The 14,257-nt window shown below is 61.9% G+C and carries 11 protein-coding genes and 2 pseudogenes; 3 read left to right on the top strand and 10 right to left on the bottom strand.

Going from position 1 to position 14,257, the window contains the following annotated elements:
• Positions 1 to 20: 20 nt before the first annotated feature.
• The 8 genes and pseudogenes from K289_RS0133880 to K289_RS0133915 form a co-directional block, all read right to left on the bottom strand.
• Positions 21 to 1,631, bottom strand: coding sequence for an MDR family MFS transporter (locus K289_RS0133880; protein WP_027555525.1), 1,611 nt, complete (start codon positions 1,629 to 1,631; stop codon positions 21 to 23).
• Between the two features lie 35 nt (positions 1,632 to 1,666).
• On the bottom strand, positions 1,667 to 2,815 hold the full coding sequence (locus K289_RS0133885) for an HlyD family secretion protein (RefSeq protein WP_027555526.1): 1,149 nt from the start codon (positions 2,813 to 2,815) through the stop codon (positions 1,667 to 1,669).
• Positions 2,816 to 2,848: 33 nt separating this feature from the next.
• Complete coding sequence (locus tag K289_RS0133890) at positions 2,849 to 4,024, bottom strand: patatin-like phospholipase family protein (protein WP_027555527.1); 1,176 nt, start codon at positions 4,022 to 4,024, stop codon at positions 2,849 to 2,851.
• 32 nt (positions 4,025 to 4,056) lie between these two features.
• On the bottom strand, positions 4,057 to 4,851 hold the full coding sequence (locus K289_RS0133895) for an acetoacetate decarboxylase (protein ID WP_027555528.1): 795 nt from the start codon (positions 4,849 to 4,851) through the stop codon (positions 4,057 to 4,059).
• Positions 4,852 to 4,927: 76 nt separating this feature from the next.
• Positions 4,928 to 6,133 (bottom strand): annotated as a pseudogene (locus K289_RS46070) (NAD(P)/FAD-dependent oxidoreductase).
• A 116-nt stretch (positions 6,134 to 6,249) separates the two neighbouring features.
• The gene (locus K289_RS0133905; protein WP_027555529.1) at positions 6,250 to 6,534 is read right to left on the bottom strand and encodes a hypothetical protein; all 285 of its coding nucleotides are present in this window, start codon (positions 6,532 to 6,534) and stop codon (positions 6,250 to 6,252) included.
• Between the two features lie 101 nt (positions 6,535 to 6,635).
• The gene (locus K289_RS0133910; protein WP_027555530.1) at positions 6,636 to 7,586 is read right to left on the bottom strand and encodes a helix-turn-helix transcriptional regulator; all 951 of its coding nucleotides are present in this window, start codon (positions 7,584 to 7,586) and stop codon (positions 6,636 to 6,638) included.
• A 52-nt stretch (positions 7,587 to 7,638) separates the two neighbouring features.
• Positions 7,639 to 8,592 (bottom strand): helix-turn-helix domain-containing protein, encoded by a 954-nt coding sequence (locus K289_RS0133915; protein WP_027555531.1) that lies wholly within the window; start codon positions 8,590 to 8,592, stop codon positions 7,639 to 7,641.
• A 304-nt stretch (positions 8,593 to 8,896) separates the two neighbouring features.
• Here K289_RS0133915 and K289_RS50935 point away from each other — a divergent pair.
• A pseudogene (locus tag K289_RS50935) lies at positions 8,897 to 9,133 on the top strand (helix-turn-helix domain-containing protein); the annotation flags it as partial.
• Between the two features lie 8 nt (positions 9,134 to 9,141).
• On the opposite strand, the gene K289_RS0133925 reads toward K289_RS50935, so the two are convergent.
• Positions 9,142 to 10,062: a catalase gene (locus K289_RS0133925; protein ID WP_027555532.1), complete on the bottom strand. Its 921-nt coding sequence runs from the start codon at positions 10,060 to 10,062 to the stop codon at positions 9,142 to 9,144.
• A 675-nt stretch (positions 10,063 to 10,737) separates the two neighbouring features.
• On the opposite strand from K289_RS0133925, the gene K289_RS0133935 reads away from it, so the two are divergent.
• Entirely contained in the window at positions 10,738 to 11,043 is a 306-nt protein-coding gene (locus K289_RS0133935) for a tripartite tricarboxylate transporter substrate-binding protein (RefSeq protein WP_027555533.1), read from the top strand.
• Between the two features lie 260 nt (positions 11,044 to 11,303).
• Here the strand turns inward: K289_RS0133935 and K289_RS0133940 are convergent, their stop codons facing one another.
• A complete protein-coding gene (locus K289_RS0133940) occupies positions 11,304 to 12,755 on the bottom strand; it encodes a short-chain fatty acyl-CoA regulator family protein (RefSeq protein ID WP_035686790.1) in 1,452 nt (483 codons plus the stop codon).
• Between the two features lie 271 nt (positions 12,756 to 13,026).
• Here K289_RS0133940 and bioB point away from each other — a divergent pair, with 271 nt between their 5' ends.
• Positions 13,027 to 14,022: a biotin synthase BioB gene (gene bioB, locus K289_RS0133945; RefSeq protein WP_051311083.1), complete on the top strand. Its 996-nt coding sequence runs from the start codon at positions 13,027 to 13,029 to the stop codon at positions 14,020 to 14,022.
• The last annotated feature ends 235 nt before the right edge of the window (positions 14,023 to 14,257 follow it).

Raw genomic sequence — 14,257 nt, forward strand, 5'->3', positions numbered from 1 at the left:
CCTTTCGGGTTTGAAGATGGTCAATGGGCGCCGCCGCCGTCGAGACGGTCGGGCTTGGTGAGCATGAGCGCCGCTATCAGGGCGACGATCTGCGAGACGCCGAGCAGATAGAAGGTGTCGCTGAAGCCGAGGATGAAGGCTTGCTTCTGGATGATCTTGCCAATCGCGACATAGGCGTGGTGGACGGCATCGACGCGGTCGATCACGCCGTGGCTCATGAAATACTGCGTGAGCTGATCGAGCCGGGTACGGGTGGCCTGCTCGAACATCGATACCGATTGCATCAGGATGTTGGAGTGGTACTGCTCACGCTTGGTTAGGAGCGTCTGCAGCGCAGCGATACCGATCGCGCCGCCGAGGTTGCGCATCATATTGAACAGAGCTGACGCCGACCCCGCATTCTCCGCTTCCATCCCCGAAGTCGCAACGCTCGACAGCGGTGCGAAGACCAGGGCCTGGCCAAGCGCGCGGACGACGTTCGGCCAGAACAGTTGATCTGCCGCATAGTCGTTGGTCATGTAGATGTTCAGGAAATTGGATCCGCCAAACAGTGTAAAGCCGACCCCGATCACGAGACGCGGATCGAACCGCTTCATCAGGCGAGGTACCAGAGGGATCAGCATGAGCTGCGGCAGGCCGGTCCATGCCAGCACCATGCCGATCTGCTCGGAGTTGTAGCCCTGGATGCGGGACAGATAGACCGGCAGGACATAGACGGAGCCATACAACGATACGCCGAGCAAAAAATTCGCGAGCACGCCAAAGCCGAAATTGCGGCGCAATAGGATGCGCAAGTTGAGCAATGGCTTCCTTGCGGTCAGCTCGATTGCGAGAAACAGCGCCAGCGCAACCGCAGCGATCACCGCCAACCGAACGATGAATGGCGAGCCGAACCAGTCGTCCTTGTTGCCTTCCTCCAGGACGGTCTGAAGTGCAGCGAGCCCGATTGCCATGGTGATGATGCCAGCCCAGTCGCCTTCCGCGAGCTGCGACAGCTTCATGGGCGTCGCCTCTAGCGAAAAGAACAGCATGGTGATCATGATCGCGCCGGGTACGATGTTGACATAGAAGACGTACTCCCAGCCGAAGCTTTCGGTGAGATAGCCCCCGATGGTCGGACCGATCGCGGGGGCAAACGTCGCGGAGATGGCAAACATCGCCAGCCCGATCGGCTGCTTCGCCTTCGGCAGGAGCGTGATAATGAGCGTGAACGCCATGGGGATCAGCACGCCGCCGGTAAAACCCTGTATTGCGCGGAGCGCGATCATCTGCGGCAGGTTTTGCGCGAGCGCGCAGGCGGCCGAGAACACCAGGAACAGGGTCGCGTTGGTGAGAAGATAGATGCGGACCGAGAACACCTGAGCGAGCCAGCCGCTAAGCGGAATCACCACGATCTCGGCGATTAGATAGGAAGTCGAGATCCAGCCGCCGTCATCGATGCCCGCTCCGATCCCGCCCTGAATATCGGCAAGCGAGGCATTGACGATCTGGATGTTGAGCACCGCCATGAACGCGCCCAGCGTGGCCCCGACCACCGCGAGCCAGGTTTTGGCGGAGACGGCGGGAGCGGCAGCCGGTAGCGGATCCTCGCTGGCGGGCGCGGCTTTGATGACGGATTGCAAGGTGGTCATTGCTGTCTCCCGGCATGCAAGAGAGGATGCATTGTTCAGCTGCGGGGCTCGCCTCTACGCGACGCGAGCCGCCTTTCGGTGTCGCGTTCGGCGACTGCAGTCGACTTGGTATTGATGGTCGGCTCCGCCGACATGCCAGGGCGCAGCAGACCGCTCAAGCGCCGGTCGTCGAGCACGATCTTCACCGGCACGCGCTGCACGATCTTGGTGAAATTTCCGGTGGCGTTGTCCGGCGGGAGCAGCGCGAATTCCAGGCCGCTTGCTGGCGACAGGCTGTCGACATGGCCCTTCAGTCTGGTCGAATGATAGCTGTCGACCCGAAGCTCGACCGGCTGTCCATTGCGCACATGGGTGAGTTGGGTTTCCTTGAAGTTCGCGACCACATAAACCGCGTCCAGCGGCACCACCGCCATGAGCTGCGTACCGGCCTGGACATATTGGCCGACGCGCAGCGTGCGCGCGCCGACCGTGCCGTCAACGGGCGCGGTGATCTGCGTGTATGACAGATTCAGCGCGGCCTGCTGCTCGAGTGCGCGGGCGTGATCGAGTTGGGCGAGCGCCTGGGCGCGTTGGGTCGAGAGCACCTCGATCTTCTTGTTGGCGGCGATCAATCCCGCCTTACCTTGCTGCAATTGTGCGGTCTGCGAGCGCAACGCCGCATCGGTCTGCTGGGCGCGTTGAATTGTGCCAGCGCCCGATTTCATCAGATTGTCGTAACGGGCGCGCTCCTGCTGGGCGAACGTCAGAGTGGCCTCGGTCGCATCGACCTCGGCCGCTTGCTGTTGGATCAGCGGCTCCTGCAATTCGATCTGCGCGTTGAGATTCTTTACCGCGGCCTCGGATGCCGCAACGTCGGCCCTGGCCTGGTTCAGCGCGGTCTTGAAATCGCGGTCGTCGATCCGCGCCAGCACCTGGCCCGCCTTCACGGGCTCGTTGTCAGCGACGAGAACGTCCGCAATGTAGCCGGAGACTTTCGGCGCAATGATCGTGGAGTCCGCCTTCACATAGGCATCATCTGTCGTTTCCAAATAGCGACCGGTCGTGACGTAGTAGTGGCCGAAGGTGGTAGCGCCGGCGACACCGAGTGCCGCGGCGAACGCGAGCGCTGCGCGCCGGATCGCCAGACGCGACGGGCGAAGGCCGGTTTTGACGTCTTGCTCAGGCGCATAGGAAAGAGTTGACATGGCTTTCTCCGAAATTTGCAGACGGTGCTGAGTTCAATCGCGGCGATGGACGTCATGCGTGACGATGCCGAGCTCGGGAGGCGGCACGTCCAGGCGGCGCGGCTCGGCCAGCGTGCGGCGAATGTCCTCCAGCCCGCTCTGCCAGTGAGCGCGCATCGCGCTCAGCCCGAACTCGTAGTCCTTTGACTGCCCCTCGTAGGTCTTGGACTGGTAAATCAGGTGGATGATGTTGTGAGAGCTATGACGGGCCATATCCGCGATGGCCCGAATTTCCGGATCCTGCTTTGCGCTTTCCGGCAGTTTTTCGATGGTTCGTTGCAAGGCCCGACGCATCTTCTGCATCCGCAGCGCCTGATCTGTGATGGCGCGCGTCCGGCTCGAATATTGAATGTCCTTCTGCCGGCTCGACACCTCCATCATGTCGTGGGGAACGCGGCCCCTCGCGGACCAGAGGTCGACCTGAAAGGTCAGGGTCTCGCCCGGCTCGCCGGACAGCACGCGAGAAAGAGGCGTATTCCAGGCCACGCCACCATCCCAGTAGTGCTCGCCTTCGATTTCGACGGCGGGAAATGCTGGCGGCAGGGCGCCGGAAGCCATGAAATGCTTCGGCGTCAGCCGGCGTTCGGCGGTGTCAAAATAGGTGAGGTTGCCGGTGCGGACGTTGACCGCGCCGACGCTGACGCGCACCTCACCCGAGTTCAACCGGTCGAAGTCAACGAGCCGCTCCAGCGTCTGGCTCAGCGGTGACGTATCGTAAAAGCTCGTTGCTGCATCACCCGAGAAGGGCGACCAGAACGGCGAAGGGAAGCGCGGCTTGAAGAAGCCGGGCTGACCGTGGAACAAGGCCCGCATCGCGGCAAACGTGTTTTGCAGCGAGCGCAGGTCGAACGCGAACGGCAACGCATCGCCAAGCCCTTCGCCAGCGGGCCATCCCACCGGGCAGGCGCAGATGGTTTCCCAGAACTCACGCAGCCGCCCGACCCGTTCGGCTTCCGGCGAGCCCGCGATGATGGCGGCATTGAGCGCGCCGATCGAAATGCCGGCCAGCCAGTTCGGCCGAATGCCTGCTTCATGCAGGCCCTCATAGACGCCGGCCTGATAGGCTCCCAAGGCTCCGCCACCCTGCAGCACCAAGGCGACCACATCATATGGCCGCGGTCTCGATTGCTGCGGCTCCGACGTGATTTGCTCGCGCATCACCTTCAGCATTTTGCAAACTCCTTATGTTGCGGCCGATCCGATCAGCCAGCGTTCGCTTCGCTCAAGATTTCGGAATCGAGCCGTCGTGCAGCCCGACTTGGGGACAGATAGTCGTGGACCACGGTGCCCAGGCCGAGCGTTAGGTCGGCGACAAGGTGCTTGGCTGACAGCACTTGAAGAACCGGCAGCTCGGCGACGGGGGCCAGGGCGTGCGAATACAAGTCGAGCGCAGCCGGCCCCGTCCATGCGCCCTTCACGGTGATGTCTTCGAGGTGAAAGCGAACGAGCTCGCAGACGCGCGTCGTGCCGTCGACATGCGGGATGATCTTGAGCAGAAAATTCGGTGCGGCGAGCTTCCTGGCTTCGACTGCGGCGTCGAGCGCCCGGTGCTTGTAGCCCATGGTGCCGGTCGCGATGCGGACCGAGCCATAGTTCAGGGTGCCGACCAGCGTGTCGATCTCGACCGCGAGCTTCGGCTGCGCCAGCTTCTTGGGAAAACCCCACAGCTCCCGCCCGCCGGCGATGGGCGGATGGTCATTGAGAAACATCTGATGGGTGAAGCTGCCAGCCTGACCCTGAAAAGACACCGGAATGACCTGACCGCTTTCGGTGTAATCGCCGAAGCCGGTCGAGTCAGGCATGCGGATGAACTCATAATTTACCACCGGTTCGGCGACCGCGAGCGGTTCTGGCACGATCCGGCGCAGTAGCTCGGGATCCGTCCGGTACTGGATGATGAAGTACTCGCGATTGACGAAGCGGTATGGGCCGGGCGGAAATGCCGGGTTCATCAGTGGCATTGCGAACGCTGTGGCGCGCACGGTGTCGTGTTTCATCGTGGTGAGCTCCAGATTGATCTGCTTGGGTGGGGCGCGCGTTTTTGAGGCGCGCGGCCCAAGTCGCGTGAGGTAGCTAAACCTCGGTGACGTGCTCCGGATCGGCCGAGGCCAGCGCGGCGGCGCGTTCAGGCCGCGGCGGATAGATCTACACGGTGTTGATCTCGTGCTTGGTCTTCTTGGCCTTATCGCCAACTATCTCCACTTTGCGCTCCCAGCCGCGCGTGAAGACCGCGCCGGCCTCTCCGAGGTCGAGACAGGTGACGTAGGCCTTCTGGTGATATGGCTTGGTCGGCACGCCCAGGAGCTCGGCGGCGGCGTTGTTGCCGGCAAAGGCACCCATCCGCGTGGCATGCTGGCACGACATCAGCGCGTAGTTGCCGGCATCGTCGCATGCGGCGCGAGCGGCATCGCCGGTGGCGAAGACGCCGGCTACCCCCGGCACGCGCAAGTCGCGGTCGACAAGCAGCCGACCGGATTTGTCGCGCTCGCCGGGTATCTGCGCGGTAAGCGGGGCGGCACGAATGCCCGCTGCCCAGATCACGGTCTCGGCCTCGATGCGTTCGCCATCGGAGAGCGTGACGCCGGATTTGTCGAGCGATGCGACGCCGGCACCGACCCGCGCCTCGACACCGAGCTTCTTCAGCGCGTCCTCGACGACGGGGCGGGAATCTGCGCCCATATCGGGAGCGATCGCGGGATTCCTTTCGACGATGATGACGCGCGGCTTTGCATCTTTGCCGAGGATCGCACGAAGCCGCGCCGGCATCTCCGTGGCCGCCTCGATGCCTGTGAACCCGCCGCCGGCCACGACGACCGTGTCGCGCCCGTTCATTGCCGGCCGGTCGGCCAAGCCATGCAGATGCCGGTCGAGGGCAATCGCATCATCGAGCTGGTCGACGCTGAAGCCGTGCTCGGCGAGGCCCGGAATATTCGGGCGGAACAGCCGGCTTCCGGTCGCCACGACCAACCGATCATAGGGGAGCTGCTTGCGCCGGCCATCGGCAGTGCAGAATCCGACCGCGCGAGCCTTGGTGTCGACCGTCTCGGCGCTGCCTTGAACGTAGACGACGTCGATGGCCTTCAGGACATCCATGAGAGGCGCCGTCAGGGTCTCCGGCTTCGGCTCATAGAGGCGCGGGCGAATCACCAGCGTAGGCTCGGGTGCGACCAGCGCGATCTCGAGCTCCTCGGGTGATGCGCCATGGATGTCGCGCAGGCGGGCGGCGGAAAGTGCGGCATACATGCCGGCGAAGCCGGCGCCGATGATGACAAGTCGCATGTAATTTACTCCTGTGGTTGATTTTCTCGGGCGTGCGCGCGCCACCGCCGCCGCTTCCGCGGCGAACTTCTTGCGATCGACGATGGCGTGAAGGGGTGAAACGAGATTGTAAGTTCTTAGGGCGAGGAGCAGCTCGTCATTGACGATGCTCGCAGCGGCCAGCCGTGGCCAAGGAAAATCGACTGGGTGGCGTTCGGGCTCCAGTCGGCGTAGGGGAGCTGGGCGCCGTCCTTGGTCATGGTAGACATCGCCGTTGGTAAGGACTGCAGCGGAATTTCCACCTCCTCGCCGGTCGCCGAGGTGAAGCGCACGGCCAGTGAAAGTCCGTATACGAGTGCGGTCGCGATCACTCTACTTCGCGGTCTGATCGCGATTTGGCTGACGAAGGTTTTCCGGATCATCGTTTGTCTCCGCCGGTTGTAGGCGTGGGCACCCTGATCATCTAGCGGATCGGATCTGCGATTGCGCCAGAGCGATTGCTCTACCTGCAGAGTGATTGCTGTTAGCGCGTGCGTCGTCGCCAATCGCTCGGTGTCTCGCCGGTCAATCGCCTGAACGCGGCAGTGAAGGCCGTTTGCGAGGCGTAGCCGAGCTCTGCGGCCACCGTTGCGATCGACGCGTCTGTATCGCGCAGCATGTTCATGGCCTGCTCGAGCCGGTGCTGGCGCAGCCAGGCATGCGGCGAAAGGCCGGTGCTTTCCTTGAAGGCGCGACAGAAGTGGAAGCGAGACAGACCTGCGTCCGAAGCCAGAGCCGCAAGGGAGACGTCAGTATCGCTGTCCGAACGCAAACGTTCGATCGCGCGTCGCAGAGCGTGGGGAGCCAGCCCGCCCATGATCGGCTCGAAGGCGGTTGGCGCGCCGGTGTGCTCAGCCAGGATGCGCGTGGCCACGAGATCCGTCAGTCGCTGCCTGAACAGGGCGTCCAGGACCGCATTGCCCTCCAGCACATCGGCTGCACTCATCAGCAATCCGGATGTGACGGGGTCGGGATGCCCGGTGCGCTCCAGAAGATCGCCGGGAGCCGGCGCCTCGGCTTCGCGGGCAACGCGTTCGAGCGTTGTCTGCGGAAGATACAGCTGGATGACGTCGACTAGGCCGGGAATATCCCATCTGGCGCTTGAACCCGCAGGGATGATCGTCACAACTCCGGAACGCGCCGTTCCAATCGCAACCGATTTCCCGGCGCGCCGCTCCAGGCGCTGAACGCCTGTGGGGTAGGCCATGATGACGTGGTCGGTCATGGGCTCGACCACATCGTGAAGAGGCCCATGCTTCCAATGCGCGATGCCGCCATTGGAAGGGTCCGAAGCCATTTGGAGCGGTGCGGTCTTGAGGATGCGCGCCATTTCCACATCGGCAGCGCGCCGCTCGGAGACCGGCGAGTCGCTATGGCGCGCACTGGGTGCGGCAAGCAGAGCCTCCAAGGGATCGTGCAAGATCGGCTTGTTCATGGAGCTGTCCTCGCATTCGGAAAGCGCTTGGCTCCCCGCAGAGCGATTGTTGTTAACGCATGCGTCGTCGCCAATCGCTCGGCGTTTCGCCGCTCAGTCGCCTGAACGCCGCGGCGAAGGCAGTCTGCGAGGCATAGCCAAGCTCTGCTGCCACCATGGCGATCGATGTGCCGGTATTGCGGAGCATGTTCATGGCCTGCTCGAGCCGGTGCTGGCGCAGCCAGGCATGAGGCGAAAGGCCGGTGCTTTCCTTGAAGGCGCGGCAGAAGTGGAAGCGCGACAGACCGGCATCGGAGGCGAGGGAATCGAGGGAGACGTCCGCATCACTGTCCGAGCGCAAGCGTTCGATTGCACGGGCCAGGACCTTCGGCGAAAGCCCACCCATGGTCGGCTGGAATGTGGTTGGCGAGCCGGTGTGCGCAGCCAGGAGGCGCATGGCCAAGAGGTCTATCAACTGATGCCTAAACAAACTATCCAGGGCGCCATTGCCCTCCAGCGCGCTGACCGTGCTCAAGAGCAATCTGGAAGTAATGGGATCCGGATGCGCCGTTCGCTCCAGGAGATCGGTGAGTGTGCCGGTAACGGCCTCGTCGGCGACGCGCTTCAGCGTTGCGTGAGGAAGATAGAGCTGTACGACGTCTACAGGTTTCGGAATGTCCCAGCGGGAGCTTGATCCTTCCGGAATGATGATCACGACCCCGCGACGAAACGTACCGGTCGCAACCGCCCTTCCTGACCGCCGCTCCATGTGCTGCGTCGAGCCGTTGTAAGCCATGATGACGTGGTGGCTCATGGGCTCGACGACGTCGTGCAATGGCTCATGTTTCCAGTGGGCAATCCCCGTGCCGGAGGCGTCCAAAGCCATGCGAAATGGTGTGGTGTGGAGGACGCGCGCCATCTCTGCGTCGGCGGCACGTCGCCCGGATGCCGGCGATTGGTCCTGGCTCGTGTGAGCGGCGGCCGGAGGATTTTCATACGCAGCATCGTGCGAGATCGGTTCACTCATGGGAGGTGCTCGCTTCAGGGGGCCTTGCACTCGCGTCGCCAGGCGTGACTTGCGGGCCAGAAGCCATCGCTTCTTTTGTGCCGGTATTGCGCCGCTAGGCGCCGCGAGTTCTCGCCGGAGGTTCTAGGCACGTAGGACTACGGGGTCTTTCCCGAAGCTGCTCGGCTTTTCCCAATTCTGCTCTCAAAGCATCTGCGTGCGAGATTTTGTGATCGGCTGCCCTGGGCAGTTGCTCACGACCGCCGGCAGGCCTAAACTCGCAGCCCGGCGCGCTTTGCATTGAAATCACTTCCGAAAATGGCTTTTTCTCGGTGCATTTCGCGTTTCCACCGGCCTTCCGCCGCATCAATGCCTGCTTCGCCAGCGCGTGAAGGCGGCCAAGCAGTTGATGAGCGTACGCGACCTGCCGCTGTCCGAGAATGCGATATCGGTCGGGTTCGCCAACCAAAGCCACCTGACGAAAGTATTCTCGGCGCAGGTCGGCGTGAGCCCGGCGACATGGTGCCGCGGGGTGCTTGGCGTCAGGGACAACGAGACGTGATCGTCTGATCAGCGGCGCTGCGCCAGTGAAATGGCGTACGCGGCGCGGCGCGCCGCAAAGATCTCATCCGGCGGATAACCAATGCCTTCGGCGAGAGTCGCCGGATTGAAAACCGATGAATCGCACACCTCGTTCGCTTCGAGACCAGTGATCACGATTGTTCCGAGCCTCACTGCTTCACGGCTGTCCTCGTCCGGCCATCGCATCGTGACATCCAGCGTTGGGTCATCGGGACGTCCGAGCAGTGCCATCAGGCTGAACCGGACATCGCCCGTGGCGATCCTTCTTTCGAGATCGTCGTAAAGGACGTTGGCGGACTGCGTCCGGACCTCAGCCTCGGCCTGCGCAAGCTCGCTACCGACCGGGACTACCTTGAATTTGATGAATTGCGTCTCGCCCTTTGAATTCGTTGCGGGAAAGGCGTGGACGGCCCAGTAGGTCGTGCCGGCCAAACTCGGGGGCTGCGGATGGGCTGTGATGTAGTCCGCCTGATGCAGCGTTTCAGGATAGGCGGCGGAGAACGCCTCGAGTTCCTCCAGGTCCTGCCTTCCGTCCGGTCCCGGAATGCGCGCCTTGAGGAACGCCAGCATCTGGCGTAGCGTCCTCGCGTAATGAACGGGAGCGCTCTGCGTGAGGACGTCCGATCGATGGTTAGTGTCGCCGAGCCTGAAGCTGAAGCCGCGCAGCGCGAGGTTGCCGGCATCTGATATGCTGGGATTGCCGGCGTTTTCGGAGAATCGCGCAAGCACGCGCGATGGTCTCGTAAAGCTCCGGGACCTCGTAATCTCGCCGGCCCGATCCGACGGGATGTAGGTGCCCCGGACGCATCGGCCATTGGCGAAGCTCGCGCGTACCTTCGGCGAAGCACCAGAGGTCGTTTTCATGGCATGGATGATTGACGCGAGCGTGGTGGCTGTGACCCGGATCATGGCGAGATGTCCAGCGTCTTGCTAAAGCGGCCACGCGCGGCAGCCACTCGGGCTGTGAATGACAATCCGTTGGACCGGCTTCGGCCTCCACCCCCTGCAGAAGATCGGAGCGCCGTCCCCGGTCATGATTGAAACCAGGGGATTGTGCGTGTGAGCCGTTAGCGCCGGAATCTTCGTTGCTTCATCGGCTGTTGAAGTGAGGCGAACCGTCGCCGAGAGGGCGCACATGAAGGTGGTTCTGAGGACCCTCGGCCGCGATGCAAGTGTCGCGGATTGGTTGACGAAGCTCTTCCAGGCCATCATTGTCTCTCCGTCCGTTGCTGGCGTCGAAACAGTGATGGTAGTGAGCGCGCCCAGCGCTGCCCCATAGCAATTGATCCCATTGCAGAGGGATTGCTGCCAGGTGAGCGACATCGCGACTGGCGCGGCCCCGCGCGCACGGCGGCAGGCCTTCTTTCTGCTGGCCTATGCCCGGAGAAGCGCGAACGCCGCAACTATCTACCATGCGGACAAGAAGTGGAAGACACAAGGAGAAGCGGGCGCGGGTAGGTTCGAGATCGATGTCCTGCGTCGCAAGGAATGGCCAGGGCCACTCTGTGCCTCCCGCATCGATGCTCTAGGCCCGCGGTCTATCGCTGGTTCAGCTCCAGCAAGGCCTCGAACGTACCAGTCATCGTGGACAATCGACCCGGAGCAGGCGGCAATATCGGCTCCGATGCGGAGGCGCGTTCCGCGCCGGACAGCTACACACTGCCGCTGGGTACCGTGGCGACGCACCGCATCAATGCGAGCCTCTACAAGAATCTGCCGAATGACCCGGTGAAGGACCTTGCTCCAGTCAGCTTGGTCGCATCGTCGCCGAGCGTGCTCGAGGTGAACCGCTTGCTGCCGATCAATTCAGTCTCCGAGCTGATCGCATACGCGAAACAGAACCTGGCAAATGTTGAAGGGCTGCAATGCTACACGGTGGCAGCCTGGTAAGATGGCGCCTTCCGTGACGGCCGTGCGGTCAGCACCGACGAGATTTCAAGTCACAGCCAGAAGTGATCGTCGATCAGTGACGGAACCTATTCAGTTGCTCTTTTAGGCGGCGAGGGAAGCGCCGTAAACGGCGGGATCCGGCGCACTATCGAGAGGGACATTCCGAGTTAAACTGCTCTCCGACAAAAAAAACAGGGTCTCCGAAATAGTGGATGTAGCGATAGCGGCCCCGGCTACCAAGGTTCGTCGGCTCTGCGCTGTCATCTGATGGGCCCGGTTCGCGGAATTTTGGTGTCGATTTGATACGGGACGACTCCTCTTTCGATTGTGCCCACGTCAAGTGGATGTCCGATCGGCGGTAGCGCTCGGTGACGACAATCTTTGCGTTCGCATGCTCGGCATCCCGGGCCGATAGGATCGGTCGAATCGAGATCGTCCAAGTCCAGGCCTTTCGAGTAGACCGTCTCGCTTGCATAGGCAATTTCGCATCCCAGTCCGACCGCAACCGCGCGCGGGCGGCTGAGATAGGAGCCTGCCGAGTGGCTCACGGTTCGAGCCACGGAGAGGTACCTCGTCCCATCCGGCGTGGCAGCCAACTGGACCAGGATGCGGCCAGGATGCGAAAACGATTGGTGCACGTTCCACAGGGGGCAGGGACCTCCGAAGCGGGCGAACTGGAAACGGGTGGCGCTGCTGCGCTTCAGCACATTTCCGGCGATGTCGATCTTCAAAAAGTAGAACGGAATTCCCGGCGAGCTTCGCCGTTGAAGCGTGCTCAAGCGATGGCATACCTGTTCGAAGCTCGTGACGAAGCGTCGCTGAAGGCGTTCGATGTCGTAGCGAACGTCGCGCGCTGTGGCGAGGAATGTTTCGTAAGGCATGACCAGAGCGCCGGCAAAGTAGTTGGCGAGAGCAACGCGTGCCAGCGATGCAGCCTCCTCATTGCTCAGTCGTGCCTGTTTAATTTGCCGCTCGATGCTGTCCCGCTGCTCAAGGAGGCCGATGACGTGAGCGACCCAGAAGATCCGACTTTCGACGGGGGCATCTTCAGACAGAAAGAGCGTCTTGGCATTGTTATCAAGCCGCCAGATCATCCCCTTACCAAGATCCTCTCGAGCTTGCCCCGTACGGATCCCATACGCGTCGCGCAAGTACTTGATGAAGTCCTCGCTGCGGTTCTCGGGATGAAAATTTCGTGCTTCGGCGAGTCTCTCGGCGGCGCGGTCAAGCGCATCGAAATAGTTTCGCTTTGATTGCACCCAGTCCCGGACCTCATCGTAGGGAAAGCGACTGGCGGCTCCTACCTCGTTCTGCGCGACGCGCGTTTGTAGGGAACGATGCTCTTCTTCGAGCGCAAGATAGCCGCGGTAGAGATGGAGAAAACGCTGCGCGATGTCAGGTGCGACCCGGACCGCCGCGCTCGCCTCGTCGGCCGAAATGGCTGATCCGAACAGCGGGTCGCTGGCGCTTTCGCGAAGTTCGCTTGCGAGCCGCAAGTCGTCATCGGCTGCGAAATAGTTCGGTTCAATGCCGAGCAGCCGGCTGAGCCGCATTAGCAGCCTGCGCGTGATTGGCCGCTGATCCCCCTCCATTTGGCTCAGATAGCCTGCCGAAATGCCAAGACCGCCGGCGAGTTCCGCCTGCGTCGTCCCGCGTTGTTCGCGCAGCCGCCGCAGCCGGTCGCCGGCAAAGATCTTGTGATGCTTCGTCAATTTGCAAACTTTACAAAAAGCAGCGCGAGGTCAGCAAAAATGAGCACTTCTTTAGTCCTCCTGCGGCAAATAATTTGCTAACTTTGCATACATCCGACAGAGTTGCAAAGCTGCTGATGCCTTCAACCCCGGTGGGGATTGCATCTCGGGAGTAGGTGGCCTCTGGGGGATTCAACCGTCGGTACTGTTGGCTTGTGAGGCTTTGGTGGATCATCGCAGAGGCCGCGGTTCGTTTCCAGGATCAATGGCGGCGCTGAGAAGACGAGTAATTATGAGCGTGATTGACCGAGCCTACGAAGACGGCGCTGCCCCCACGGGAGCAGTTCATCACCAGTGGACCCGCTCCGAAGCCGAGGCGATCTACAATCTTCCCTTTTCCGATCTCGTTTTCCGTGCCCAGAGCACTCATCGAAGCAACTTCGATCCGAACACTATAGAGTTCGCGAGCTTGCTCAGCATCAAGACCGGCGGTTGTCCTGAGGATTGCGGATACTGTTCGCAAAGCGCGCGTTACGATACGGGCGTCGGTGCAACTCGTTTATTGGATCAGGCCGACGTAATTGCTGCCGCGCAGCGTGCCAAGGACGCCGGTGCGACCCGATTCTGCATGGCTGCCGCCTGGCGTAGCCCAAAAGACCGCGAGCTTGATCGCGTTTGCGATATGGTGACCAAGGTGAAGGGGCTAGGTCTCGAAACTTGTGTCACGCTCGGAATGCTGACGGCCGAACAGGCCGAACGGCTCGCGACTGCGGGCCTCGACTTCTACAATCATAACGTCGACACCTCGCCCGAGTTCTACGACAAGATCATCACCACCCGTACTCTGCAGGATCGCCTAGACACGCTGGAGCGCGTCCGCCACGCCGGCATCAGCGTCTGTGCGGGGGGAATCATCGGAATGGGCGAGGGAATCGAAGATCGGCTCGGCATGCTCGTATTGCTTGCCAATCTGCCCGTCCATCCCGAAAGCGTACCCATCAACCTCTGGAACGAGGTCAAGGGTGTTCCAGTTGCGGATACCGCAGCGCGTCCCGATCCGATCGAGGTGGTGCGGTTGGTTGCGGTCGCCCGCATTTTGATGCCGCGCGCGGTGGTTCGGCTGTCGGCCGGACGCCAGTATATGACCGATGAGCTGCAGGCGCTTTGCTTCCTGGCTGGTGCGAATTCGATCTTCATCGGCGACGTACTGCTCACAACGAAGAATCCACAACGCGATCGGGATGCAAGTCTTCTGGAGCGGCTTGGCATGAACTCCAGGCTGGATTGACGATTGCGTCGCATCATCGGCAAATGGACTGTTGCCCTACATCCATTCTGTAAAGAGCGCTTTTCTTGGTTCGCACCAAGTCGGACCTGACCGTGAGGACGTACGCTGCCGTGACTACATTGACTGAACTCGAAGATAGACGTGCCGGCGCAAAGCTCGGCGGCGGGGAGAAGCGCATCGAGGCGCAGCACGCCCGCGGCAAGCTGACGGCGCGCGAGCGTATCGAGCTCTTGCT

This window comes from Bradyrhizobium sp. Cp5.3, from assembly GCF_000426265.1.
Taxonomy (GTDB): Bacteria; Pseudomonadota; Alphaproteobacteria; order Rhizobiales; family Xanthobacteraceae; genus Bradyrhizobium; species Bradyrhizobium neotropicale.

What these genes read in the sequence shown, in the direction of transcription:
- K289_RS0133880 (WP_027555525.1), bottom strand. Translation starts at nt 1,631, where the DNA reads ATGACCACCTTGCAATCCGTCATCAAAGCCGCGCCCGCCAGCGAGGAT.
- K289_RS0133885 (WP_027555526.1), bottom strand. Translation starts at nt 2,815, where the DNA reads ATGTCAACTCTTTCCTATGCGCCTGAGCAAGACGTCAAAACCGGCCTT.
- K289_RS0133890 (WP_027555527.1), bottom strand. Translation starts at nt 4,024, where the DNA reads ATGCTGAAGGTGATGCGCGAGCAAATCACGTCGGAGCCGCAGCAATCG.
- K289_RS0133895 (WP_027555528.1), bottom strand. Translation starts at nt 4,851, where the DNA reads ATGAAACACGACACCGTGCGCGCCACAGCGTTCGCAATGCCACTGATG.
- K289_RS0133905 (WP_027555529.1), bottom strand. Translation starts at nt 6,534, where the DNA reads ATGATCCGGAAAACCTTCGTCAGCCAAATCGCGATCAGACCGCGAAGT.
- K289_RS0133910 (WP_027555530.1), bottom strand. Translation starts at nt 7,586, where the DNA reads ATGAACAAGCCGATCTTGCACGATCCCTTGGAGGCTCTGCTTGCCGCA.
- K289_RS0133915 (WP_027555531.1), bottom strand. Translation starts at nt 8,592, where the DNA reads ATGAGTGAACCGATCTCGCACGATGCTGCGTATGAAAATCCTCCGGCC.
- K289_RS0133925 (WP_027555532.1), bottom strand. Translation starts at nt 10,062, where the DNA reads ATGATCCGGGTCACAGCCACCACGCTCGCGTCAATCATCCATGCCATG.
- bioB (WP_051311083.1), top strand. Translation starts at nt 13,027, where the DNA reads ATGAGCGTGATTGACCGAGCCTACGAAGACGGCGCTGCCCCCACGGGA.